The sequence below is a fragment of the Arthrobacter sp. BI5 genome (assembly GCF_056680065.1).
The window spans coordinates 2,812,641-2,833,480 of record NZ_CM155264.1 but is presented as its reverse complement, the minus strand read 5'-3'; the positions used below and the strand labels follow the sequence as shown (position 1 = coordinate 2,833,480).

General features: G+C 69.1%; 19 protein-coding genes and 2 tRNA genes. 11 read left to right on the top strand and 10 right to left on the bottom strand.

All coding sequences use genetic code 11. The annotated features are described in order from the left end of the window. Window positions 1-156: 156 nt before the first annotated feature. Window positions 157-230, top strand: a tRNA-Met gene (locus tag AC1MED_RS13000). 71 nt (window positions 231-301) lie between these two features. Here the strand turns inward: AC1MED_RS13000 and AC1MED_RS12995 are convergent. Next, window positions 302-1,936 carry an acyltransferase family protein gene (locus AC1MED_RS12995; RefSeq protein ID WP_479783694.1) on the bottom strand — a complete coding sequence of 545 codons (1,635 nt, stop codon included), beginning with the start codon at window positions 1,934-1,936 and terminating at the stop codon, window positions 302-304. 234 nt (window positions 1,937-2,170) lie between these two features. On the opposite strand from AC1MED_RS12995, the gene AC1MED_RS12990 reads away from it, so the two are divergent. After that, window positions 2,171-2,247 (top strand) — tRNA-Met (locus tag AC1MED_RS12990). 51 nt (window positions 2,248-2,298) lie between these two features. Here AC1MED_RS12990 and AC1MED_RS12985 read toward each other — a convergent pair. The 3 genes from AC1MED_RS12985 to AC1MED_RS12975 all read right to left on the bottom strand — a co-directional run bounded on the left by AC1MED_RS12985 (window position 2,299) and on the right by AC1MED_RS12975 (window position 6,740). Then, complete coding sequence (locus tag AC1MED_RS12985; RefSeq protein ID WP_479783693.1) at window positions 2,299-3,723, bottom strand: cryptochrome/photolyase family protein; 1,425 nt, start codon at window positions 3,721-3,723, stop codon at window positions 2,299-2,301. A gap of 82 nt (window positions 3,724-3,805) precedes the next feature. Then, on the bottom strand, window positions 3,806-4,594 hold the full coding sequence (locus AC1MED_RS12980) for a PspA/IM30 family protein (protein ID WP_346959555.1): 789 nt from the start codon (window positions 4,592-4,594) through the stop codon (window positions 3,806-3,808). A 115-nt stretch (window positions 4,595-4,709) separates the two neighbouring features. After that, window positions 4,710-6,740 (bottom strand): TPM domain-containing protein, encoded by a 2,031-nt coding sequence (locus tag AC1MED_RS12975; RefSeq protein WP_479783691.1) that lies wholly within the window; start codon window positions 6,738-6,740, stop codon window positions 4,710-4,712. A gap of 306 nt (window positions 6,741-7,046) precedes the next feature. On the opposite strand from AC1MED_RS12975, the gene AC1MED_RS12970 reads away from it, so the two are divergent. The 6 genes from AC1MED_RS12970 (at window position 7,047) to AC1MED_RS12945 (ending at window position 13,572) form a co-directional block, all read left to right on the top strand. Continuing rightward, window positions 7,047-8,645 carry a S1C family serine protease gene (locus AC1MED_RS12970; RefSeq protein ID WP_479783689.1) on the top strand — a complete coding sequence of 533 codons (1,599 nt, stop codon included), beginning with the start codon at window positions 7,047-7,049 and terminating at the stop codon, window positions 8,643-8,645. A 278-nt stretch (window positions 8,646-8,923) separates the two neighbouring features. Beyond that, entirely contained in the window at window positions 8,924-9,724 is an 801-nt protein-coding gene (locus AC1MED_RS12965; RefSeq protein ID WP_346959626.1) for an electron transfer flavoprotein subunit beta/FixA family protein, read from the top strand. Between the two features lie 14 nt (window positions 9,725-9,738). After that, window positions 9,739-10,692 carry an electron transfer flavoprotein subunit alpha/FixB family protein gene (locus tag AC1MED_RS12960; protein ID WP_479783687.1) on the top strand — a complete coding sequence of 318 codons (954 nt, stop codon included), beginning with the start codon at window positions 9,739-9,741 and terminating at the stop codon, window positions 10,690-10,692. 3 nt (window positions 10,693-10,695) lie between these two features. After that, window positions 10,696-11,475, top strand: a complete 780-nt coding sequence (locus AC1MED_RS12955; RefSeq protein WP_346959551.1) for a PIG-L deacetylase family protein — start codon at window positions 10,696-10,698, stop codon at window positions 11,473-11,475. A 72-nt stretch (window positions 11,476-11,547) separates the two neighbouring features. Further along, window positions 11,548-12,081, top strand: a complete 534-nt coding sequence (locus tag AC1MED_RS12950; protein WP_479783685.1) for a gluconokinase — start codon at window positions 11,548-11,550, stop codon at window positions 12,079-12,081. 96 nt (window positions 12,082-12,177) lie between these two features. Then, on the top strand, window positions 12,178-13,572 hold the full coding sequence (locus AC1MED_RS12945; RefSeq protein ID WP_479786671.1) for a GntT/GntP/DsdX family permease: 1,395 nt from the start codon (window positions 12,178-12,180) through the stop codon (window positions 13,570-13,572). Between the two features lie 72 nt (window positions 13,573-13,644). Here the strand turns inward: AC1MED_RS12945 and AC1MED_RS12940 are convergent, their stop codons facing one another. The 4 genes from AC1MED_RS12940 to AC1MED_RS12925 all read right to left on the bottom strand — a co-directional run bounded on the left by AC1MED_RS12940 (window position 13,645) and on the right by AC1MED_RS12925 (window position 16,869). Beyond that, entirely contained in the window at window positions 13,645-14,517 is an 873-nt protein-coding gene (locus AC1MED_RS12940; protein WP_479786669.1) for an anti-sigma factor, read from the bottom strand. 10 nt (window positions 14,518-14,527) lie between these two features. Next, the gene (gene sigK, locus AC1MED_RS12935) at window positions 14,528-15,133 is read right to left on the bottom strand and encodes an ECF RNA polymerase sigma factor SigK (RefSeq protein ID WP_479783683.1); all 606 of its coding nucleotides are present in this window, start codon (window positions 15,131-15,133) and stop codon (window positions 14,528-14,530) included. A 255-nt stretch (window positions 15,134-15,388) separates the two neighbouring features. Beyond that, window positions 15,389-15,856 (bottom strand): tRNA (cytidine(34)-2'-O)-methyltransferase, encoded by a 468-nt coding sequence (locus AC1MED_RS12930; RefSeq protein ID WP_346959548.1) that lies wholly within the window; start codon window positions 15,854-15,856, stop codon window positions 15,389-15,391. Between the two features lie 41 nt (window positions 15,857-15,897). Beyond that, on the bottom strand, window positions 15,898-16,869 hold the full coding sequence (locus tag AC1MED_RS12925) for a J domain-containing protein (RefSeq protein WP_479783680.1): 972 nt from the start codon (window positions 16,867-16,869) through the stop codon (window positions 15,898-15,900). 125 nt (window positions 16,870-16,994) lie between these two features. Here AC1MED_RS12925 and AC1MED_RS12920 point away from each other — a divergent pair, with 125 nt between their 5' ends. Together AC1MED_RS12920 and AC1MED_RS12915 are read left to right on the top strand one after the other, a co-directional pair. Beyond that, entirely contained in the window at window positions 16,995-17,897 is a 903-nt protein-coding gene (locus tag AC1MED_RS12920) for a diacylglycerol/lipid kinase family protein (RefSeq protein ID WP_479783678.1), read from the top strand. A gap of 17 nt (window positions 17,898-17,914) precedes the next feature. Next, window positions 17,915-18,658 (top strand): hypothetical protein, encoded by a 744-nt coding sequence (locus tag AC1MED_RS12915; protein WP_479783676.1) that lies wholly within the window; start codon window positions 17,915-17,917, stop codon window positions 18,656-18,658. Between the two features lie 54 nt (window positions 18,659-18,712). On the opposite strand, the gene AC1MED_RS12910 is transcribed toward AC1MED_RS12915, so the two are convergent. Then, window positions 18,713-19,126 (bottom strand): DoxX family membrane protein, encoded by a 414-nt coding sequence (locus AC1MED_RS12910; protein WP_479783675.1) that lies wholly within the window; start codon window positions 19,124-19,126, stop codon window positions 18,713-18,715. Between the two features lie 94 nt (window positions 19,127-19,220). Here AC1MED_RS12910 and AC1MED_RS12905 point away from each other — a divergent pair, with 94 nt between their 5' ends. Next, entirely contained in the window at window positions 19,221-19,919 is a 699-nt protein-coding gene (locus AC1MED_RS12905; protein ID WP_479783673.1) for a helix-turn-helix transcriptional regulator, read from the top strand. On the opposite strand, the gene AC1MED_RS12900 is transcribed toward AC1MED_RS12905, so the two are convergent. Continuing rightward, window positions 19,906-20,781, bottom strand: coding sequence for a DMT family transporter (locus AC1MED_RS12900; RefSeq protein WP_346959542.1), 876 nt, complete (start codon window positions 20,779-20,781; stop codon window positions 19,906-19,908). The genes AC1MED_RS12905 and AC1MED_RS12900 overlap by 14 nt on opposite strands. Window positions 20,782-20,840 lie beyond the last annotated feature (59 nt).

Below are 20,840 nucleotides of genomic sequence, written 5' to 3'. Positions count from 1 at the left end.
TCCCTGCTCCGTCGGAGCAGGGAACTCGGCCTTTTCGCTGTGCGAATTTTGCGACGCCGGCCGGTGCCGGGCAGCTCCGGCGGGACGGAGTGGGACGCACATCACGCCGCCCCGATTTGGCCCCGCGTTCACCGGCAGGTAATGTTGTTCTTGCGACGCGGGGTGGAGCAGTTCGGTAGCTCGCTGGGCTCATAACCCAGAGGTCACAGGTTCAAATCCTGTCCCCGCAACTGGAAGGAAAGTCCGGAACACTGAATAGTGTTCCGGACTTTCCGCATTAAGCGTGCCCGCCAGCCCGGAATCAGGGTTGTCGTGACAGGCCGTCCGCCTGCGCGGGCTGGTCCCCGGGCAGGTGCGTTAGTTCACTGTGCCGCCCGAAGAAGCCGAGGAAGTCCACCGCTTCAGCCCCGGCGCGTCCGAACCAGTGCGGCACCCTCGGGTCGAAATCGGCGCTCTCGCCGGCGACCAGGATCCGTTCCTTTCCTCCGAGCAGTAGCCGCAGCCGCCCGTTCAAGACATGGATCGACTCGGCTCCCTCGTGTGCCAGCGGCTCCTGCGGCTCATCATCGGACCCGGCGGCGATCGTGCATCGGTAGGCACGGACCTGACCGGACTTCCGGGTCAGGGGCATAGCTGTCAACTTCCCCCGTGTGATGGGGACTCCGGTGACGAGCGGATCGGCCACGGCACCGGCAGATCCGCCCACCGCATCCGGGACCCGGGCCGGGTGCTCCGGCACGCCGCCGGCGGCCGAGGGCCGGCGCTTTTCCTGGGCCGGTTTCCTTGACCCGGTGGGCCAGAGTTGCGGAGGCTGTCTGGCGGCGACGTCTTCGACCCACCCGATCGTGAGGAACAGGACAGCCAGAAGGAACCAGACCGCGATGAACTGCGTCCACTCGGCATCCAGCAGCCACGGGACGGCTGCGGCAACGGCCTCGATGTCATAAAGCCGGTCGATGATCACCACCGTGATGACCAGCAGCAGGTTATGCCAGAGATAGATGGTCATGGCCCGGTTGTTCATCAACGTCACGGTTTTATCCAGGAAACGCAACGGTCCGGGAAACGATTGCCAGGACGGTGAAATCCGGAAGAGCATTGCACAAAAACCCAGCGACCACAGGGCCTGTGCAAGCGGAATGTTGTTCAGGTCCCAGTCCGGACCGTCCAGGTGGGTGAACGCCCAGAGCAGACCCAGCGCCATGAGGGCCGGGCCTACGGTGAAGAACGCCCGCCGGGGCATGGTGCGGAGGAGTCCCTGATGGTGGGCGAAGCCGAGGATCCAACAGGAGCCGTACGTGGCGAAGTCCGTGATGCCGCTTGCTCCCCAGTCCGGCAATGGGACGGCAGCCACGCTGATGACGGCCATCAGGCCCAGAGGGGCAACGAACGTGGGCCAGGGAAATCGGCGGAACGACGTGAGCAACAGCGGTGAGAGGAGCATGAACCAGAAGTAGGCCCGGATGTACCACAGGATTTCCTCGGCTTGTGCTGCCCAGGATGATTCGACAAGGCCCGCATCCGTTCCCACGACCTGCGGGAAGGGAGGGTCCCCGAGCGGGACAAACCACAGGACGATGTGGAGCCAGGATCCGCCGACTTCGTCATCGGGAGTCCAGCCTTCCCACAGCAAGAGCAGGAGGACAGTGGCGCTGTAAAGCGCCAGGGGAATCAGGAGCCGGCGGGACCGGCTGCGCAGCACTCCCAGGGCCGGCCGCTCCAATGAGCGGGCCATCAGGGACCCCGCAAGGGCAAACATCACGCCCATCGACGGGAAGACCATGCTCAGCCAGGCCGCGCTGGCGAAGGAGTGGTAGGCGACCACCCGGAACAAGGCGACGGCCCGCAGCAGGTCCAGGTACCGGTCCCTGACGGGGGCCTTCGCCGGCGCCGCGGGCACAGCAGGCGCTGGCGTGGCTCGTACAGGTCCGATCATGCTGTGTCCTCTTGAAGTTCCTGAGGATCGCCGCCCCCTGCGGCGGATTCCGTCCGGCCCGTTGGCGCGGACACTGAAGTAGATGGCCCGGTCTGAAGCTCTGGATGCGGAGCGGATCCGGCGGACGGTCGGTTCTTCGGAGCTTACCTTCACCCGGGCGGGGCGGTCTATGCTCAGCCGAAACCGGGCCGCGGTCGGGGCCGACCCCAAAGTACGGTAGAGTTGATCAAGCGACGCGGGGTGGAGCAGTTCGGTAGCTCGCTGGGCTCATAACCCAGAGGTCACAGGTTCAAATCCTGTCCCCGCAACCAATGGCAGGAACAGCTAAGGCCCGGATCAACAGATCCGGGCCTTAGCTGTTCCTACCCGTCCTTGAGCCGCTGGTAGGTCTCCAGCGCCCGTGCCCGGGACTCGGGCAGGCCCACCAGGGGCGCCGGGTAGCCCTCGCCGCCGTCGTCGGCCTTCCAGGGTTCGTGCACCGCCTTGTCGTCCAGTCCGGCAAGCTCCGGGATGAACTGGCGCAGGTAGCGGCCGGCCGAGTCGAACTTCTTGCTCTGCGTCACCGGGTTGAAGATGCGGAAGTAGGGGGAGGCATCGGCGCCGGAGCCGGCCACCCACTGCCAGTTGGCCGGGTTGCTCGCGGCGTCGGCGTCCACCAGGGTGTCCCAAAACCACGCCTCGCCCAGCCGCCAGTCGGCCAGCAGGTTCTTGACCAGGAACGAGGCCGCCGCCATCCGGACGCGGTTGTGCATCCAGCCGGTCTGCCAGAGCTGGCGCATGCCCGCGTCCACGAGGGGATAGCCCGTGCGGCCCTGCTGCCAGGCCTGCAGTTCGGCGTCCGACGGCGTCTGCCACTCGAAGCGGTCAAACTCGGGGCGGTAGTTCCGGGTGGCCAGTTGCGGGTTCTCGTAGAGCAGCTGCCAGCAAAATTCACGCCAGCCGAGTTCGGCGCGGAAGATCCCGACGTCGGCCGGTGCCCTGTGCGGGAAGCGTTCCCGGAGGGCGTGCCAGACCCGGAACGGGCTTATTTCGCCGAACCGCAGGTGCGGTGAGAGCCTGCTGGTGCCCTCGACGCCGGGGATGTTCCGGCCCGTGCCGTAGTCGGCGGCGGGGCCGTCCAGGAAGTCCTCCAGCCGGCCGTGCGCGCCGGCCTCGCCCGGCGTCCATTCCGCGGCGAGACCGGCGCTCCAGTCCGGGCTGTGGGGGAGCAGTCCCCAGCTGTGAAGCGGGTCGCTCGCCGGCAGCCCGCCGGAGCCTGACTTTGCCGGCTCCGGGAGCCGCTGCGGCGCCCCCAGCGGCTGCCGCGGCTCCGCTGCGTCGAGGCAGGCCTTCCAGAACGGGGTGAAGACCTTGTACGGCCCGCCCGAACCGGTCCGGACCGTCCACGGTTCGAACATCAGGCTGGCCTGGAAGCTCGAGGCGCTGAGCTCCCGGCCTGCGGCCCAGTCCTTGAGTCCGGCGTCGATGGCGCGTTCCGGGCCGCCGTAGCGGCGGTTCCAGAGCAGCCGGGTGGTACCGGTTTCGTCGGCGAGCCCCCGGATGACCCGGTCGGCCGGGCCCCGCCGCAAGAGCAGGCGGGATCCGGTTGCCTCGAGGTCAGCGGCGAGTGCCTCGAGCGAATGGTGCAGCCACCATTTCACGGCGCCGCCCAGGGGCCGCACGCCCGGGGACACCTCGTCCAGGACGTAGACCACGGTGAGCGGGCGGCCCAGCGCGGCCGCTTCCGCCAGGGCCGGGTTGTCATCAAGGCGGAGGTCATCGCGGAGCCAGACAAGGGTCGAAGACATGGCTCCACGCTACTGGATCAGCGGTGCCCCGGGGACACGGCAAGGGCCGGGCACGCGGTGGTGCCCGGCCCTGCTTCGCGGGTTAAAGCTTGTCGAAGTCGGCTTCCTCCACCGTGGAACGGGCGGCGGAACCGTTTCCGGCGCCGAGGGCCGGCGTGGCGCTGCCGGACTTCAGGGCGGCCAGGCGGGCCTCGATTTCGGTTTGTTCGCCGAGGTCCTCCAGGGAGTTGAACTGGGCGTCCAGGCTGGAGGCAGCGAGTTCCTGCTGGCCCCGGACCTTGGCCTCTTCGCGGCGGATCTTCTCTTCGAAGCGTCCCACCTCGGAGGTCGGGTCCATGATGTCGATGCTCCGCAGGGCGTCGTGCACCTGGGTCTGCGCTGCCGCCGTCTTGGACCGCGCGATCAGCTCATTGCGCTTGCTGGTCAGCTCGTTGAGCTTGCCCTTCATCTGGTCCAGGCCGTGCTTGAGCTTGTCCACCACCTCGGTCTGGGAGGCAATGCTCGGCTCGGCCGACTTTGCCTCGTTCTCCGAGGAGATCTGGCGCTGCAGCGCCACCTTGGCGAGGTTGTCGAACTTCTCGGCGTCGACCGTGTCGCCCTTGGCGCGGTACTCGTCGGCCTTGCGCGAGGCGGCGAGGGCCTTGTTGCCCCAGTCCTGGGCGTTCTTGACGTCCTCGTTGTAGTCGTCCTGGAGCATGCGCAGGTTGCCGATGGTCTGGGCGACCGCCGACTCAGCCTCGGCGATGTTGTTCGTGTAGTCGCGGACCATCTGGTCCAGCATCTTCTGCGGATCCTCCGCCTGGTCCAGCAAGGAATTGATGTTCGCCTTCGCCAGCTGCGCCATGCGGCCGAAAATGGACTGCTTAACCATGGTGTTACCTTTCGTCCTCTCCAGTGATGGCCACTGGATTCGGTGAACAGTGAATGTACCGCTTCTACCCGCCGGCCGGAACGAGTCCGCCGGCGCCTAGTCTGTAACCGGCCGGCTAGAAACTCCCGGAGTCCCCGCCGCCGAAATCGCCGCCGCCGCCGCCAAAGTCGCCGCCGCCCCAGCCCCCGCCGGAATCGCCGCCGCCCCAGCCGCCGCCACCGCCGCCGTGCAGGATGGAGTTGATCAGGATCCCGCCCAGGATGGCGCCGCCGAGGCCGCCGCCTCCGCCGCCGCCGAACATTCCGCCGCGGCCGTACCCCTGGTTGGCGTAGCCGCCGAACTGGTCCACATCCGCCTGGGCCAGCTGGGCGGCCTGGGCGGCGAGTGAGTGCGCCTGCTGGGCATACTGCAGGGCCGTGACCGGGTCGGTGCGCGAGATGGACAGCGCGTAGTCGAGGTTCCGCTGGGCCTCGGCGAGCCGGGTGCGCGCCTCGGTGCCCACCCCGCCGCGGCGGGCTGTGATGTAGTCCGAGGTGGCGCCGATCTGCGCTTGGGCGGACATGATGCTTTGCTGCAGCGAGGCCTGCGCCCGGCGGGCCTGCTCCTGCTGGTCGCGGATCCCGGTGAGGGCCGTATCGAGTGACTGGTGGGCGTTTTCCACCCGCTCCAGCGTGGCGATGGGGTCGATCTTGCCGCCCTGGATCTCCGCCTTTACCTGGGCCAGCGCCGCCTCCACCCCGGCCACCGGTCCGGCCAGTTCCGGGTGCGCGCCGGACTGGATCATGGCCCGCGCCTGGGCGAGGTCCTGCGCGGTGTCCACCACGGCGGACTCGAGCCCGTTGCGGGCCTCGTCAAGGTTGGCCGCCACTTTGGTGATGGCCCCGAGCAGCACGTTGGTCTGGTGCAGGCTCTCCTCGGCCGCACGAACGGCGACGGCGGCGAGGCTGCCCTCCCCGGCGTCGAGCTTTTCCCGTGCCGTTGCGGAGGCGTTCTGCACAAACGCCAGCCGCTCCTTGGCCTGGCTGATGTTGTCCGCGACCTGCACCAGCGCGCTCTCCGCGTACTTGGCGCGGAGCCCGGTCAGGGACTCCTCCGCTGCGGCGATCTTCGTCTCGGCTTCCGCGGCACCGGCGCCGACGGCGGCCAGCGCCTGCGGGGCGTTCTTCTCGAGTTCGCGCAGCGAATCGAAGTCCGCCTTCTGCTCCTGGAGGGAGGACAGGGCTGCCTCGGAGCGGCGGATGATTTCGCCGAGCCAGGTCCTCTGCTGCTCCTCGGTATCGGGGATGTGGTCATCGAGCTGCTGTTGCAGCTTGAACGACTCCGACATGTGGGCCTTGGCGTCCTGCAGGGCCTTGGTGAAGTTGCCGACCGCCGCGTCGCCGTACTGCGCCTGCGCGAAGCCGAGTTCCTGCTCGCTGGATTTGATGGCGTCGTCCGCTTCGATCAGCAGCGAGCCGCTCTTGCGGCGCAGTTCTTCGACGCTCAGCCCGGCCAGCGGGTCCAGCTCGGCGCCCTGCGGGCCGTAGCCGGCGCGGTCCGCGGCGGAGGCCTTCTTCCGGCGGTTGCGCAGGTACAGGTAGGTGCCGACGCCGCCGGCAGCGACGACGCCGACGCCGACCAGGACGCCGTTGCCGGCGCCCGCACCCGAGGGGACCGAGCCGCTGCCGCCGCCGGCGGCGTCGCCGACCGCAGCGGCGGTGTCAATAGCCGCCTGGGCAAAGTCGCGTTTTCCGCCTGCCAGGTTAGCGACGATCGCGTTCTGGCTGATGGTGCTGGTCTTTGAGGCGATGGCGCTGGCCGAGTTGGGCGAGAAGTAGTACTTGCCGTCGTCGGACATCGCGAGGATGACGTCGGCCCGGCCCATGCCCTTGTTCGTTGCTACGGCCTGGGACCACGCTTTGGGATCGGCAGGGTTCTCAAAAGTTTTCACGGTGACCACGTAAAGGTTGTACTTGTGGTCCTTCAGCAGCTTCTGGATGGCGTCCTGCACCTCACCCTTGCGGCTGCCCAGCACATTGCCGCTGTCGACGATGTTCTGTCCGGAAGGAATGGTCACCGGATCCTCCGCGAGGGCGGGAGCGGCAGGGAGCGCCAGCAGTCCCGCGACGCCTAGAACGGCGAGGAATCGTTTCATCATTGACCGCATGTGCAACCCTTCAGCACTTCTGTGACCGGATCGGGCCGAGCCGGTCGTCCCAGAACGCGACAGCGCCCCCACGCAGGTGCAAAGCCGCAGGTCGCTGAGGCAATTCCATTTGATTCTATGGTGCACCCCGGAGGGCGTCCACCACGGGGAATATGCCACCAGCGAAACGCGCTGAAGCCTGCGGGATGATGCTTGACCGGCCCTCGCGGCCGCCCGTAGGCGTTCAGGAACCTCCCAGCGAACGTCCGCTCTTGTTCCAGTCTGTGCGGCCATAATTGACTGCAGACGAGGATGAAAGGAAGTCCCATGACTGAGAACCCAATGCAGGGCGCGTCACCGGATCCATCAATGAAGAACCGGGAGCCGCTGGAGCCGGGGGAGCGCACCCCCGCAGCCCCGCACGCCCCCGGCGCGGGGGACTCGGCCCAGGAAAACCCGACCATGAGGCTGGACCGGCCGGCGGATGACGCGCCGCGGCCCGTCTACCCGCAGCGCCCGCCGGCGTACGGCCAGCACTCGGCCCCCGAAACCCAGCAGTTTGGCGCCCCGTCACCCCAGCCCGGGCACGGGGCGCCCGGCGCGTCCCAGGCCGGCCCGTATGCCCAGGGCGCGGGCCCCTACGCCGGTTACGGCAACCAGCCGCCGGCCGGCCCGGGATCCCCCAACAGCGCCTTCAACCACCCCAGCAATGCGCCCAAGCGCAAGGCCGCCTTCGGCGTACCGACGCTCGTGGCCAGCATTTTGGCAGCAGGCCTGGTGGGCGGCGGCGTCGTAGCCGGCAGCAACGCGCTGATCGGGAACCGTCCGCTGGCGTCGACCGGCGGCACCAGCCAGTCCGGCACCGTGATCGTCAACAACAAAGACGACGTCAACGCCATCACCGCCGCGGCCCTGAAGGCCTCGCCCAGCGTCGTAACCATCAAGGCCACGAGTGGAAGCGACGGAGGAACAGGCTCCGGCATCATCCTCGACGGCGAAGGCCACGTCCTCACCAACACCCACGTCGTCACGCTGGACGGCAAGACAGCCAACGCCGCCGTCGAGGTCCGCACCAGCGACGGCAAGGTCTTCAGCGCCAAAGTTGTCGGCACCGACCCCCTCTCCGACCTCGCCGTGATCAAGATCAACAACCCCGCCGGCCTGGTCCCTGCCACCCTCGGCGACTCGGGCAAACTCAACGTCGGGGACACCGCCGTCGCCATCGGCTCCCCGCTGGGCCTGACCGGAACCGTCACCGACGGCATCGTCTCCACGCTGAACCGGACCATCAGCGTGGCTTCCTCGGCCGCCCCTAAGGGCGGCGCCGACAATTCCCAGGGCGGGGACCAGGGCTTCCAGTTCGCGCCTCCCGGCGGCGGACAGGCGCCGAGCACCGCAGACCAGGGCAGCATCTCGATCAACGTCATCCAGACCGACGCGGCCATCAACCCCGGCAACTCCGGCGGCGCGCTGGTGAACAGCAAGGGTGAAATCATCGGCGTCAACGTCGCCATCGCCTCCGCCGGCGGGGACGCCACCGGCAGCAGCAGCGGCAACATCGGCGTCGGCTTCAGCATCCCGATCAACCACGCCAAGCGGGTGGCCCAGGAGATCATCAGCACGGGCAAGGCCACCCACGGCCAGCTTGGCGTGAGCGTCAAGTCCAAAGCCGCGGGCTCCTCGTCCTCCGGATTCTCTGTCGGCGCCGACGTGGCCACGGTTGAATCCGGTTCGGCCGCCGACAAGGCCGGCATCAAGGTGGGCGATGTCATCACCAAGTTCCAGGACCGGACCATCAGCGATCCCAACCAGCTGACGGCCGCCGTCCGCGAGCAGGCCGCCGGCGCCACCGTCAAGGTGACGGTCCTGCGTGGCGGCCAGGAGCAGGAAGTCGACGTGACCCTCGGAGCCGCAGCCGAGCAGTAGTAGAAGAGCAGTGCGAGGTAGAGCAGTACCCGGCCGGCCGGCACCCCCAGGGGGTGCCGGCCGGCTCTGCCTTTCCCGCCCCCCGGACAGGCTCCGTGTACCGCCGCCGGCTGCCTCCGTGAGGGCCCTGACACAGGCGTTAACCCAGGCCGCGGCGGGCCCGCGCTATATGGTTAGCTAGGAGCAACCCGGCACCTCCGGGCGTTCCCTGGCCACGACCCCACCCGGCTGGCTGCCCACCCGCATGGAAGGCTGCTGTAGACACAGTGGAAGAGACTTTGAAGATCATCGTGCTGGTCAAGCACGTACCCGACGCGCAGTTCGACCGCCACCTCAGCGGCGGGGACAAGACCACGGACCGGTCCGAAAGCATCCTGTCCGAGCTGGACGAGTACGCCCTCGAGGCGGCCCTGCAGCTGATTGAGGCCCGCGGCGGTGAGGCCGCCGGCAACAAGGTCATCGCCCTGAGCATGGGCCCGGCCGGCGCTGTCAACGCGGTCAAGAAATCACTGCAGATCGGCGCCACCGAAGGCGTGCACCTCAGCGACGACGCGCTCGCCGGCTCGGATGCCGCCGCCACCTCGCTCGCGCTGGCAGCCGCGATCAGGCACCTCGGAGCCGACGCCCCCGCGGACCTGATCCTGACCGGCATGGCCTCCACCGACGGCGAGACCTCCCTGGTCCCCGCCCAGCTCGCCGAGCGCCTCGGCCTGCCCCAGGTGACGTTTGCGTCCTCCCTCGACCTCGACGGCGGCAAGCTCACCGCCCGCCGCGACGGGGACTCCCACGCCGACACCGTCGAGGCCAGCCTGCCGGCAGTCGTCTCGGTCACGGACCAGATCAATGACCCGCGCTACCCGAATTTCAAGGGCATCATGGCGGCGAAGAAGAAGACCATCACCACCCTGACGCTCGCGGACATCGGCGTCGACCCGGGTCAGGTGGGGCTCGCCGGATCCTGGACCGTTGTCGAGACCGCGGAGGCCCGGCCGCCGCGGACGGCGGGCACCATCATCACCGACGAAGGCGACGCCGGCATCAAGCTGGTCGAGTTCCTGGCCGCGCAGAAGCTGCTCTAAGGGGAGATCCAGACATGGCAAAAGTTCTCGTATTCATCGACACCCCGGGCCCGGCGCTGAAGAAGTCCAGCCTGGAACTGCTAACCATCGCCCGCTCCCTGGGCGAGACCGCGGTCGCCTTCAACGGCGAATTGCGGGACGACGTCGCCGCGGCCCTCGGAGCCTACGGCGCGGGGGAACTCTACGTCCCCGCGGCCGCGGACCTCAATGACTACCTCGTCGGACCCAAGGCGGCGTTCCTCGCGGCCGCCGCGGGGGCGTCCGGGGCCACAGTCGTGCTGGCCGAGAACTCCGCCGAAGGCAAGGAAATCGCGGCCCGGCTGGGCATCAGGCTCGGCGCCGGCGTGATCACCGACGTCGTCGCGGTGGACCCGGACGGCACCGCGCACAAATCCGTGCTCGCCGGCTCGTACACCACCACGGCAAAGGCGACCACCCCGGTGGCCGTGCTCACCGTCAAGGCCAACAGCGTCGTCCCCGAGCCGGCCGCCACGGCCGCCGCCCCGCAGCCCGTCACCGTCGAACTGCCGGCCGACGCCACGGCCGGTGCGGCCCGGGTGACCGCCCGGAGCGAGAAGGCCGCCAGCGGGCGGCCCGAGCTTTCCGAGGCCCGGATCGTCGTGGCCGGCGGCCGCGGCGTGGACGGAAACTTCGGACCCCTGGAGGACCTCGCGGACGCCTTGGGCGCGGCCCTCGGCGCGTCCCGTGCCGCCACGGACGCCGGCTGGATCGGCCACGACGCGCAGATCGGCCAGACCGGTAAAACGGTTTCGCCGCAGCTCTACATCTCGGCCGGTATCTCCGGAGCCATCCAGCAGAAGGCCGGCATGCAGACCGCCAAGGTCATCGTCGCGGTGAACAAGGACGCCGAATCGCCGGTCTTCGAGATCGCCGACTTCGGCATCGTCGGCGACCTGTTCCAGGTGTTGCCGCAGGCGACCGAAGAAATCAAGAAACGCAAAGGCTGACCAGTGAGCACCAACGCCCCCGCGGCACAGAGCCCGTTCGATCCGGACCAGAACCGGATTGAGCGGGTGCTTTGTTTCACCGCGCACCCGGACGACATCGACTTCGGCGCGGCCGGCACCATTGCCGCCTGGACCGCCGCCGGGGTCCAGGTCAGTTACTGCATCATGACCGACGGAGACGCCGGCGGGTTCGACCCGGAGCAGCGGGATGAAATCGTCCGGCTGCGGACCGAGGAGCAGCAGCGCGCCGCTGCGCTCGTCGGCGTGACCGACATCCACTACCTGCACCAGCGGGACGGCTACCTTGAACCCTCGCACGAGGTTATCCGCGAAGTGGTGCGCCTGACCCGCCGGCTCCGGCCCGACGTCGTGCTGGCCATGCATCCCGAACGCAACTGGAAAAGGATCCAGAAGAGCCACCCGGACCACCTGGCGGTGGGGGAGGCGGTGACCCGGGCGGTCTACCCGGCGCTGGAGAACCCCTTCGCCTACCCGGAGCTGGCCGAGGCCGGGCTCGAAGCCTACAAGCTGCCCTGGCTCTGGCTCTTCGCCGGCCCGGAGGAACGCGAAAACCACTTCATCGACGTCAGCGGACACGTCGAGAACAAGCTGGCGGCCATCCACATCCACACCAGCCAGCATCCCGACGCCGGGGCGATGGAACGCACCGTCCGCGGCCTCATGCTCGCCACCGGTGAACGCGGCGGTCTCGCCCCGGGGCGCAGCGCCGAAGCGTTCCACGTTGTTGCCGTCAACGGACCGGGGACCATCGCCGGGTTCTAGTTGCCCGCGGGTGGCCGCTGCCATATGCTTGCCATTGTTTAAATCATATTTATTGATGGAAGGCAGACTTTAATGGCGAAGACTGCGCAGCACCCCGTTCTGGTCATCATGGGCGTCTCGGGTTCGGGCAAATCCACCGTGGCGGGCTTGCTGGCCGGGCGGCTGGGCTGGGACCTCGCGGAGGGAGATGACCTGCACCCCGCGTCCAACGTGGCCAAAATGCACGCCGGCCAGCCGCTGACCGACGAGGACCGCTGGCCCTGGCTGGACCGCATCGCCGCCTGGATCCGGGCGCACACCGCCGCCGGCACGCCCGGCGTCGTCACCTGCTCGGCCCTGAAAAAGCGGTACCGTGACGTGCTTCGCGGCGAGGGCGTGGTGTTTGTCTTCCTGGAGGGCAGCAAGGAGCGGATCTCCGACCGGCTGGCGTCCCGGCACGGCCATTTCATGCCGCCGGCCCTGCTGGAATCCCAGTTCGACGCCCTTGAAGCCCCCACCGGGGACGAAAACTTCATCACCCTCTCCGTCGGCGCAACCCCGGCCGACGAAGCCCAGGAAATCATCGACCGGCTCCATCTCGACGGCGCCGACGCCGCCGCACGCTGACCGCGTCCTGACCGGGTGCCGGCCGCGTACTGACCGGGTGCCGGTCACCATCCCCCTCATTCCCGCTAGGAACACGTTTTGAATTCTCTTGTCGCAATGCAGCTTCCCGCTGCCGTCGAGGCCTGGACCGGCCACGACACCCAGCTCCTGGTGGTCGCAGCCCTCGGCATCGCGCTGATCGTGGTGCTGATCGCCAAGTTCAAGCTCCACCCCTTCCTCGCCCTGGTGCTCGGCTCGGCCTTCGTCGGGCTGGCCTCGGGCGTGGAACTGGCCAAGATCATCACCAACTTCGAGGACGGAGTCGGCGGCGTCCTGAAGGAGGTGGGCCTGCTGATTGCCCTCGGCGCCATGCTGGGCAAGCTCCTGGCGGATTCCGGCGGCGCCAACCGGGTGGTGGACACCCTGCTTGCCAAGGCCGGCGGCAACCGGGTGGTCTGGTCCATCACGCTCGTTGCAGTGATCATCGGCCTGCCGATGTTCTTCGAGATCGGCCTGGTGCTGCTGCTCCCGGTGATCGTCCTGGTCACGCAGCGCTCCAAAATGCCGCTCATGCGCATTGCCATCCCCGCGCTGGCCGGGCTTTCCGTGCTGCACGGACTCGTGCCCCCGCACCCGGGACCCCTGATCGCAATCAGCGCCGTCAAGGCCGAACTGGGCACGACCCTGGCGCTGGGGCTCCTCGTTGCCATTCCCACCGTCATCATCTGCGGGCCGCTGTTTTCCCGGCTCGCCGCCAGATGGGTTCCGGTGGGTGCCCCCGCCGTGGCCGGCGGCATCGACACCCAGCACGGTGCCGACCTGGAGGGCGTCAAGCGCCAGCCCAGCTTCCCGGTAACGCTGCTGACCATCGTCTTCCCGGTGGTCCTGATGCTGCTCAAGGCCGTGGTGGACATCATCTGGCCGGACCCCGCCACGGCGCCGTGGATCAGGGTCTTCTTCGACTTCGTGGGCCAGCCGCTCGTGGCGATGACCCTGGCCGTGCTCCTCGCCATCGGCACCTTCGGCTACGCCGTCGGCTTCACCGGCAACAAGATCACCACCAAGATCGGTGCGAGCCTGGGGCCGATCGCCGCGATCCTGCTGATCGTGGGCGCCGGCGGCGGCTTCAAGCAGACCCTGATCGGCGCCGGCGTCGGCGACGCCGTGAAGAAGTGGGCCGAAGGCGCCAATATGTCCGTGCTGGTCCTGGGCTTCCTAGTGGCCGTGGCGCTCCGGCTCGCCACCGGTTCCGCAACCGTGGCCACCGTGACCGCGGCCGGCATCGTCGCGCCGCCGGCCAGCTCGCTCACCCCGACGCACGCGGCCCTGCTGGCCCTCGCGATCGGGGCCGGCTCGCTCTTCCTCTCGCACGTCAACGACGCCGGCTTCTGGCTGGTGAAGGAACTCTTCGGCTTAAGCGTCGGCCAGACCTTCAAGACCTGGTCCGTGATGGAAACCATGATCTCCGTGGTGGGGTTCGCCTTGGTGATGCTGCTCTCGCTGATCTTCTAGCACCGCCGGCCAGCACAAAGCCGCGCGGGCCCCGAATGTTCGGGACCCGCGCGGCTTTGTTGTTCCCAGCGGTCAGGCGCCCAGCGGGGCGGCGGCCACGGTCGGCAGGGTGGGCGACTTCGAGCCGCCGGCGGGCTCCACCGTGATGCCCAGGGAGGCGGCGGAACCGATGCCCGTGACGACGGCCGGCTTGGACAGCGCTTCCGCGTCCATCAGGCCCTTGGAGACCGGGGCGGAGCCGTCCTTGGGGATCAGCCACATCTGGTAGACCTTGCCGGTCGGCGGGGCGGGGACGCCGTTCATCTTCACGACCACGGCATCCTTCGACGAGGAGAGGGACAGCGAGGCAGTGCCGCCGCCGACGACGTCGACCGTTGCCTTCCGGACGTCGCCGGCCTGGAGTACCTGGTTGAGCGGGTCGTTCTGGTTGGCGACATAGGCGCCGACCCCGACGCCGCCCACGGCGATGGCGGCGGCCGCGGCAACGCCGATCAGCCAGTTGCGCATGCCCTGCGGACGTCGGCGCTCATCCCGGCGCTGGCGCGCGGCACCGAGTTCGTCCGTCACCGGAAGCCCGGGCTGCTCCCGGACGGGCCGGGCCACCACCGGCGGAGCGGCGGGAGCCGGTTGCCCAGTGACGACCGGGCCGGCAGACTGCGCCGGCAGGGCCGCGACAATACGGTCAAAGAGCCCGGCCGGGGGTTCCTCTTCGGCGCGGAAGCTCATGGTCAGGGTCTCGCGTGCCTGCCGGACCCGCTCCTCGAATTCGGCGCGTTCGGCGGGAGGCGCGTCGGCGAGGTAGCGGTCGACGGCGGTGCGTTCGGCGTCGTCGAGGGCGTGGAGCGCGTAGACCTCGGCGAGGTCGACGGCGCGGCCGGAGCTGAGGTCGCCGGCGATGTCGGCGGTAAAGCTGCCGGGCGCGCGCCCGCTGCCCTGTGGATTCATATCGTTCATCTCAACTCACCCCCAAGCAGGTTTTCAGGCGGATCAGTCCGTCGCGGATGCGGGACTTGATGGTGGGAACGGCCGCGTTGAGCTTCTCGGCGACTTCCCGGTAGGTGAGCCCGCCGTAGTAAGCGAGCCGGACGGATTCCTGTTGCGTTTCGGTCAACGTGTCCAGGCAGCGGACCACGGCTTCGGCCTCGAGCCGGCTGCCGACCTCGTCCGAGACGGAATCATGGTCGATTTCCTGGCTGCTGGCCCCATACCTGGCTTCCCGGTCGGTGGAGGACTGCGAGGACCGGACCTTGTCCACCGCGCGGCGGTGCGAGATGGTCATCAGCCAGGCGAGCGGGCTGCCGGCGTCGGCGTTGAACTTCGCCGCGTTCTGCCAGACCTGGAGGAAGACCTCCTGGGTGGTGTCCTCGCTGAGTTCAGCATCGATCAGGACCCGCCGCGCCATGCCGTAAACACGGCGCGAGGTCAGCTGGTAGAACTCGGCGAAGGCGGCCTGGTCCCCGACGGCGATCTGTCCGAGCAGCATTACCAGCCGGCGGTTCACGTCGGCTGAGGCGCTGGGGGGAGCGGTGGCCTCGCGGTTCGGGGCGTTCGGAGTTTCCATCACCTTCAAGCATAAGGTGCCTGCCGCCGATAGCGGGTCAGGCCGGGTTCGGACAGCACTGTGGTTGCCCGCAGCCCGACGGGCCGGGCGTCTATCCGCCTGTAGTGTGCTCACCTGCCGCTCCTCGCTCCTTCCGCCGCTCGCCGTGAATGCTCTCTCAGAAAGCATTCGGCGCAGCGGCGGGATCGGATGGGCGCAACTTCCGGGACCGTGCGGGCCCCGGCCCGGCGCGGCGTCCGGGGGCGGGCACCGGTGCTACAGCTTGGCGCCCGCGAAGCCCTGCTGGCGCCACGCCTCGTACACCGCGATCGAGGCTGCGTTCGCCAAGTTCAGCGAACGAAGTGCCGGCAGCATCGGCAGCCGGACGCGGGAGGTCACATGCGGGTCGTGTTTGACTTCCTCGGAAAGGCCCACGGACTCCCGGCCGAACATCAGCACGTCGCCGGGGCGGTAGCTGATGTCCGTGTAGGAGGTCTCGCCGTCGGAGGTGAACGCGAAGACCCGCTCCGGCTGCAATGCTTCCCACGCGGCGTCGATGTCCTTGTGCACGGTGACGACGGCGAGGTCGTGGTAATCCAGGCCGGCGCGGCGCAGCTTGGCATCGGAGAAATCGAAGCCCAGCGGCTCCACGAGGTGGAGTTCGGCCCCGGTGATGGCGGCCAGCCGGATGGCGTTGCCGGTATTGCCGGGGATTTCTGGGCTGTGGAAGAGGATGCGGAACACGGTCCCATCCTAGCGAGCCGACTGTCCGCTAGTGCATTCCGCTAGTGCATCCCGCGCAGCAGCCGGGCTAGCACGGGAACATTGACCGTATTCGGGGCCGGTCCGGAACTGAGGAACTGCTTGAGGCCGCGGGCCAGCCCGGCGGCGTTGACCACCTGCACGAGTTCGTGGCTGTCGCCGCGGTCCCGGGAGCGCCCGTGCCGGTCAATCACCGGTTCGTGCAGGTTCCCGTCGGTGCTGTGGACGACTGTCCAGCCGGTGACGTTCAGTTCGGGGAAAATGTCCTGCATCCGGCGCACCACGTGAGCCAGTTGCGGCGGGGCAATGGACCGTCCGCCGTGGTTCAGGGTGCTGCCGTTCCAGGCGTAGGCTCCCGGCGGCAGGAGCATGGAACCGATGATGGCCAGCCGGTAGCCGGAGACCAGCACGTGGTCGATGTGGCTGTTGTCGGCGGGGGACTGCAGTCCGTTGATCAGCCGGGCGGCCGGGATGGCGGGCAGGATCTGCCGGGTGATCAGCTGCACGGTGCGCATTTCTCGCTGGATGCGTGCCTCGGCGCCGAAGATTCCCCGCCGGCGCGGCATGCCGTGGACCTGCTGGCGGGCGACGGACTCCGGGATCAGCGGCACGCCGCCGCCGGCGGCCACCTCCTCGAAGGACGGGACGTAGACCGGGGCGTCCGCGGCGGTGTTGCGCGGCGTGTTGGGCCGGCGGACATGCGCGGAGGCCCGGCTGCCGGCGGCCGGCGCGTCGAAGTGGGCCCCTTCCTCGGCCGGGGCGGTGCGGCTGGAATAGGCGGTGCCGCTGCCGTAGGAGCGGTCGTAATCGGCGCGGCGCTTGGCGTCGATGAGGGTCTCGTACGCCAGGGTCACCCGGCGGAATGTGGCGGCGTCGCCCCCGTGGTCCGGGTGGGCCGTGCGGGCAGCCTTGCGGTAGGCCACCTTGATGTCCCTGTCCGTCGCCGTGACGGGGATCCTGAGGACCTGGTAATGCGAGCTGTTGCCCTGCGTCAAGCGCAATTCCTTTGCGTCGGTGGAGCCGGGCCGGCCTGGAGCTCCGGCGTGGCCAGTTTAACCGGCTGGGGGAATAACGAGTGCGCAACCGCGGATGGTTCCCGGCGGCTGGCATAATTCAGCGCATGAAGATCGCCCTCGCCGTCAACCCCCGCGCCTCCTTCGGCCGCGGGCAGCAGACCGGCCGGGAAGCCGCGGACTGTTTCCGCGCGGCCGGGGCGCAGGTCCAGCTGCTGTGCGAGGACAGCTACGAAACGCTGGCCCGCGCGGTGGACAAAGTGGTTGCGGACGGGGTGGACGCCTTGGTGGTGGCCGGCGGCGACGGCATGGTGCACCTCGGCGTCAACGCGCTCGCCGGCTCGGGGGCCACATTCGGCGAAACGCCGCTGGGGATCATTCCGGGCGGGACCGGAAACGACATGGCACGCGCCCTCGGCCTGCCGCGGCACGACATCCCGGCGGCTGCCGCACGCGTGCTGGCGGCACTGGAGTCGGGCGGGCGCCTGATCGACGCGGGCCGGGTCAGCTCGGGCGGCCGGACGCACTGGTTTGCCGGCGTGGTCTCCGCAGGCTTCGACGCCGCGGTCAACGAGCGCGCCAACGCCTGGCGCCGCCCGCGCGGACAGGCCCGGTACAACCTCGCCATGCTGCGCGAACTGGCCACCTTCCGCGCCATCGAGTACACCGTTACGGCCGACGGCGAGCGCTGGCAGCAGGGCGCCATGCTGATTTCGGTGGCCAACGGTCAATCCATCGGCGGCGGCATGAAGGTGGTGCCCGACGCCGTGCTCGACGACGGCTACCTGGACCTGTTCATCGTCCGGCCGCTGTCCCGCGCCGGCTTCCTCGCGGTGTTTCCGAAGGTGTTTTCCGGCCGGCACACAGGCCACCCGGCCGTGGAGATCCGCCGGGTCCGGCGGGTTGAGCTGGAGGCGCACGGAGTGGTTGCCTACGCGGACGGGGAGCGGATCGGCCCGCTGCCGCTGAGCATCGACGTGGTTCCCGGCGCGCTCCGGGTCCTGGCATAGGCGGGGTAACAGAGCACATGGAAGAACAGGAGAGCGGCGCGGTGCTGCGGGGCGCCGGCGCCCGTCCGGGGGCGTGCCGGGCGGCCGGACCGCAGCGGAGGGACTGGCTCCGGACGGCCGGTGCGCTGCTGGCGCTGCTTCCCCTGCTGGCCGCCTGCAGTGTCGGCGTTCCGGATCCCGCAGCGCCCAAACCGGCCAGCAGCGCCGCCGCCCTCGCCACCCCGACCGTTACGCCCGGGTACGACGCCGAAGCGGTCGCCGCCCGGAACCTGCCGCTGGCTGCGGGCGGCCGCCTCGCGGCCGGGGTTCCGGTGCGGGTTTCCGACGGGCTGCGGGACGCGCCGGGCTGGAAACCCGGCAAACAGGACCTCGCCGGTGCCAGCGAGTACCGAAAGGCCAACGGCTGCCTGGTCTCCGCCAAGGTCCGTGTGAACCAGTGGCCGCTGGTTGTCCCCGGTGATGACAGGGCATCCACCGAAGCCCTGTTCCGCTACCTGGACGCCAGCATCCTGCCGTCCTACCTGAAGACCGCGAGCCTGCGCTGGGGCGGCGAGCCGGACAAGCCGGGCCCTCGCGTCGAGGTGCTTGTGCTTGAGGGCGGCAAGCAGGCCGGGCGCCGGGTGACGGCCAGCTACGCCCGGCTCTTCGCCAAGACCGGCTCGTCCGTCTACGTCTCCGTCTCCTGCCCGGACGCTGGGGCGCTCGCCGGCGCGCGCGCCGACGTCGCCGCCCGGCTGGCCGTGCTGCCGCCGTCGTCCTGATCCCGCCGCAGCGGGCGGTGCTGCGGGGTCAGGACGACGGCCGCAGCGAAGGGGTCACCGGCTCTTTCCGGGCGAGAGCCTGTTCAGGGCCAGCGCCCCGACCAGGAGCCCTACGTCGCGCAGCGCCACATCGAAGAAGCTGCCCAGCACCAGCAGGTTGACGATGATGCCGAGCAGCCACACCGCGACCAGTAGCGAACCGAAACGCGGGCGGACCGCCACCGCGAGGCCCGCGATGATTTCGACGACGCCGACGAGGTACATGAACGTCTGTGCCGGCAGAGGAATGATCGAAGTGGCCGCCGGTGCCAGATACATCGTCCAGTCGGTGAGCAGGTTGGTGAACTTGTCCAGGCCGAAAATGACCGGCGCCACCGTGAAGACCGTGCGCAGCAGCAGGAAGGCCTGCCGTTGCGGACCGGCCGCAACCGCCGGGGCCTGGGCCGCAAGTGCTGTTGAAGATTTCATCTTCCGCTCCTAGCTTCTAAAAATAGATACTCTAATTTTAGAACGGTCCGGAGAGTTAAGCAATGGATCTTGTTTTTAGAGCTAGGCTGGTTTGATGACCCGTCTTACGTGGACCCGCAGGGTGTCCGCCGTCGCCTCCCTGGCCGATGACAACCGCCGCAGGCTCTTCGACTTCGTCGCCGCGGCGGATCGGGCGGTCGGCCGCGACGACGCCGCAGGGGCGCTGGGACTGGCCCGGAGCACGGCGTCGTTCCACCTGGACCGCCTGGTCCACGACGGGTTGCTGGCGGTGGAGTTCCGCAAGCTCGGCGGCAAGGAGGGGCCCGGTTCCGGCCGCCCGGCCAAGCTGTACCGCGCGGCCGTCCAGGAAGTCTCGGCGTCCGTCCCGGAGCGCAACTACGACCTCGCCGCCGAACTGCTGGTGACCGCCATTGAAGAATCAGCGACCGACGGCGGCTCCGCCCGGGACGCGCTGCTGCGGGGCGCCCGGTCCCGCGGCCGGGCCGCCGCCGCAACTGACGGCGGGGCCGGCCTCGCCGCGTTGCTTACCGCGGAGGGCTACCGGCCCACGGACGACGGCGCCGGCGGTTTACTGCTGCTCAACTGCCCGTTCCACCGGGTGGCCCAGGGCCATGCGGGCGTGGTGTGCGCCATGAACGGCGCCTTCCTGGCCGGGGCCGCAGAAGGTTGCGGGGAGGACCCGGGCCGGGTGGAAGCGCTCGACATCGAGGACCTCAGGGCCCAGGGAGCCGCCGCACCGGCCCAGTGCTGCGCCCGGATCAGGCCGCTGTGAGCCTCGGCTGGCCCTTGATGCCGGTCAGCAGGACCCCGGCGACGACCATGATCCCGCCCGCGACCTGGACGAACGTCAGCGGCGTGCCAAGCGCGACGGTGATGATTGCCGTGAAGACCACCATCAGGTTCAGGTAGTTGCCCGCGGTGCCCGGCGGGGTGGTCTTCAGCGCCAGGTTCCAGAACAGGTACGCGCCCAGCGAGGGGAAGACCGCAATATAGGCCAGCGACCAGCCTTCCGCCGGGGTATCCGGGAGCCGCACGTGCAGGGCGAGGGCCAACGGCGCCAGCGTCACGGTGGCCATGGCGACCTGCACCGCGGTGGCGGCGATGGCGGGCACGTCCAGCCGGCGGGCGATGATCGTGTAGCTGCCCCAGACCAGGATGGCGCCGATCATCATGAGTTCGCCGGTGTTGATGGAGAGGCTGGCTACCCGCTGCAATTCGCCGCGGGTCAGGACCAGCAGGACGCCCAGCAGCCCGAGTCCGATGCCGGTCCAGCCGAGCCGGGTGGTCTTCTCGCCGAGCAGGAAGATTGCCATCACCACAATCAGGGCAGGGTTGGCAGCCGTAATCAGGGAGGCGTTCATCGCTGACGTGTAGCCGAGCGCACCGTAGAGCAACAAGGTGTAGCCGCTCATCCCCAGCACGCTCAACAGCAACAGCACGGGCCAGCGGCGCAGCACCGCCCGCCAGTCCGGCTTTTCCACGAAGTGGGCCAGGGCGAGCAGCGGCAGTGCAGCCAGCGTCCAGCGCCAGAAGGTCAGGTCCAGCGGCGTCATCGAGGCGACAGCGGCCTGGCCGACGACGAAATTTCCGGACCAGAACAGGGTGGCCAGGACAAGGTACAGGGACGCTTTCACCGCTTGAATGTACACCAGCGCCCGCGCTGTCCGGACCTTCCAGCGGCGCCGTCCCCGGA

What these genes read in the sequence shown, in the direction of transcription:
- sigK (WP_479783683.1), bottom strand. Translation starts at nt 15,133, where the DNA reads ATGGAAACTCCGAACGCCCCGAACCGCGAGGCCACCGCTCCCCCCAGC.
- AC1MED_RS12905 (WP_479783673.1), top strand. Translation starts at nt 19,221, where the DNA reads ATGACCCGTCTTACGTGGACCCGCAGGGTGTCCGCCGTCGCCTCCCTG.
- AC1MED_RS12980 (WP_346959555.1), bottom strand. Translation starts at nt 4,594, where the DNA reads ATGGTTAAGCAGTCCATTTTCGGCCGCATGGCGCAGCTGGCGAAGGCG.
- AC1MED_RS12920 (WP_479783678.1), top strand. Translation starts at nt 16,995, where the DNA reads ATGAAGATCGCCCTCGCCGTCAACCCCCGCGCCTCCTTCGGCCGCGGG.
- AC1MED_RS12915 (WP_479783676.1), top strand. Translation starts at nt 17,915, where the DNA reads ATGGAAGAACAGGAGAGCGGCGCGGTGCTGCGGGGCGCCGGCGCCCGT.
- AC1MED_RS12950 (WP_479783685.1), top strand. Translation starts at nt 11,548, where the DNA reads ATGGCGAAGACTGCGCAGCACCCCGTTCTGGTCATCATGGGCGTCTCG.
- AC1MED_RS12910 (WP_479783675.1), bottom strand. Translation starts at nt 19,126, where the DNA reads ATGAAATCTTCAACAGCACTTGCGGCCCAGGCCCCGGCGGTTGCGGCC.
- AC1MED_RS12960 (WP_479783687.1), top strand. Translation starts at nt 9,739, where the DNA reads ATGGCAAAAGTTCTCGTATTCATCGACACCCCGGGCCCGGCGCTGAAG.
- AC1MED_RS12975 (WP_479783691.1), bottom strand. Translation starts at nt 6,740, where the DNA reads ATGCGGTCAATGATGAAACGATTCCTCGCCGTTCTAGGCGTCGCGGGA.
- AC1MED_RS12970 (WP_479783689.1), top strand. Translation starts at nt 7,047, where the DNA reads ATGACTGAGAACCCAATGCAGGGCGCGTCACCGGATCCATCAATGAAG.
- AC1MED_RS12995 (WP_479783694.1), bottom strand. Translation starts at nt 1,936, where the DNA reads ATGATCGGACCTGTACGAGCCACGCCAGCGCCTGCTGTGCCCGCGGCG.
- AC1MED_RS12985 (WP_479783693.1), bottom strand. Translation starts at nt 3,723, where the DNA reads ATGTCTTCGACCCTTGTCTGGCTCCGCGATGACCTCCGCCTTGATGAC.
- AC1MED_RS12940 (WP_479786669.1), bottom strand. Translation starts at nt 14,517, where the DNA reads ATGAATCCACAGGGCAGCGGGCGCGCGCCCGGCAGCTTTACCGCCGAC.
- AC1MED_RS12945 (WP_479786671.1), top strand. Translation starts at nt 12,178, where the DNA reads ATGCAGCTTCCCGCTGCCGTCGAGGCCTGGACCGGCCACGACACCCAG.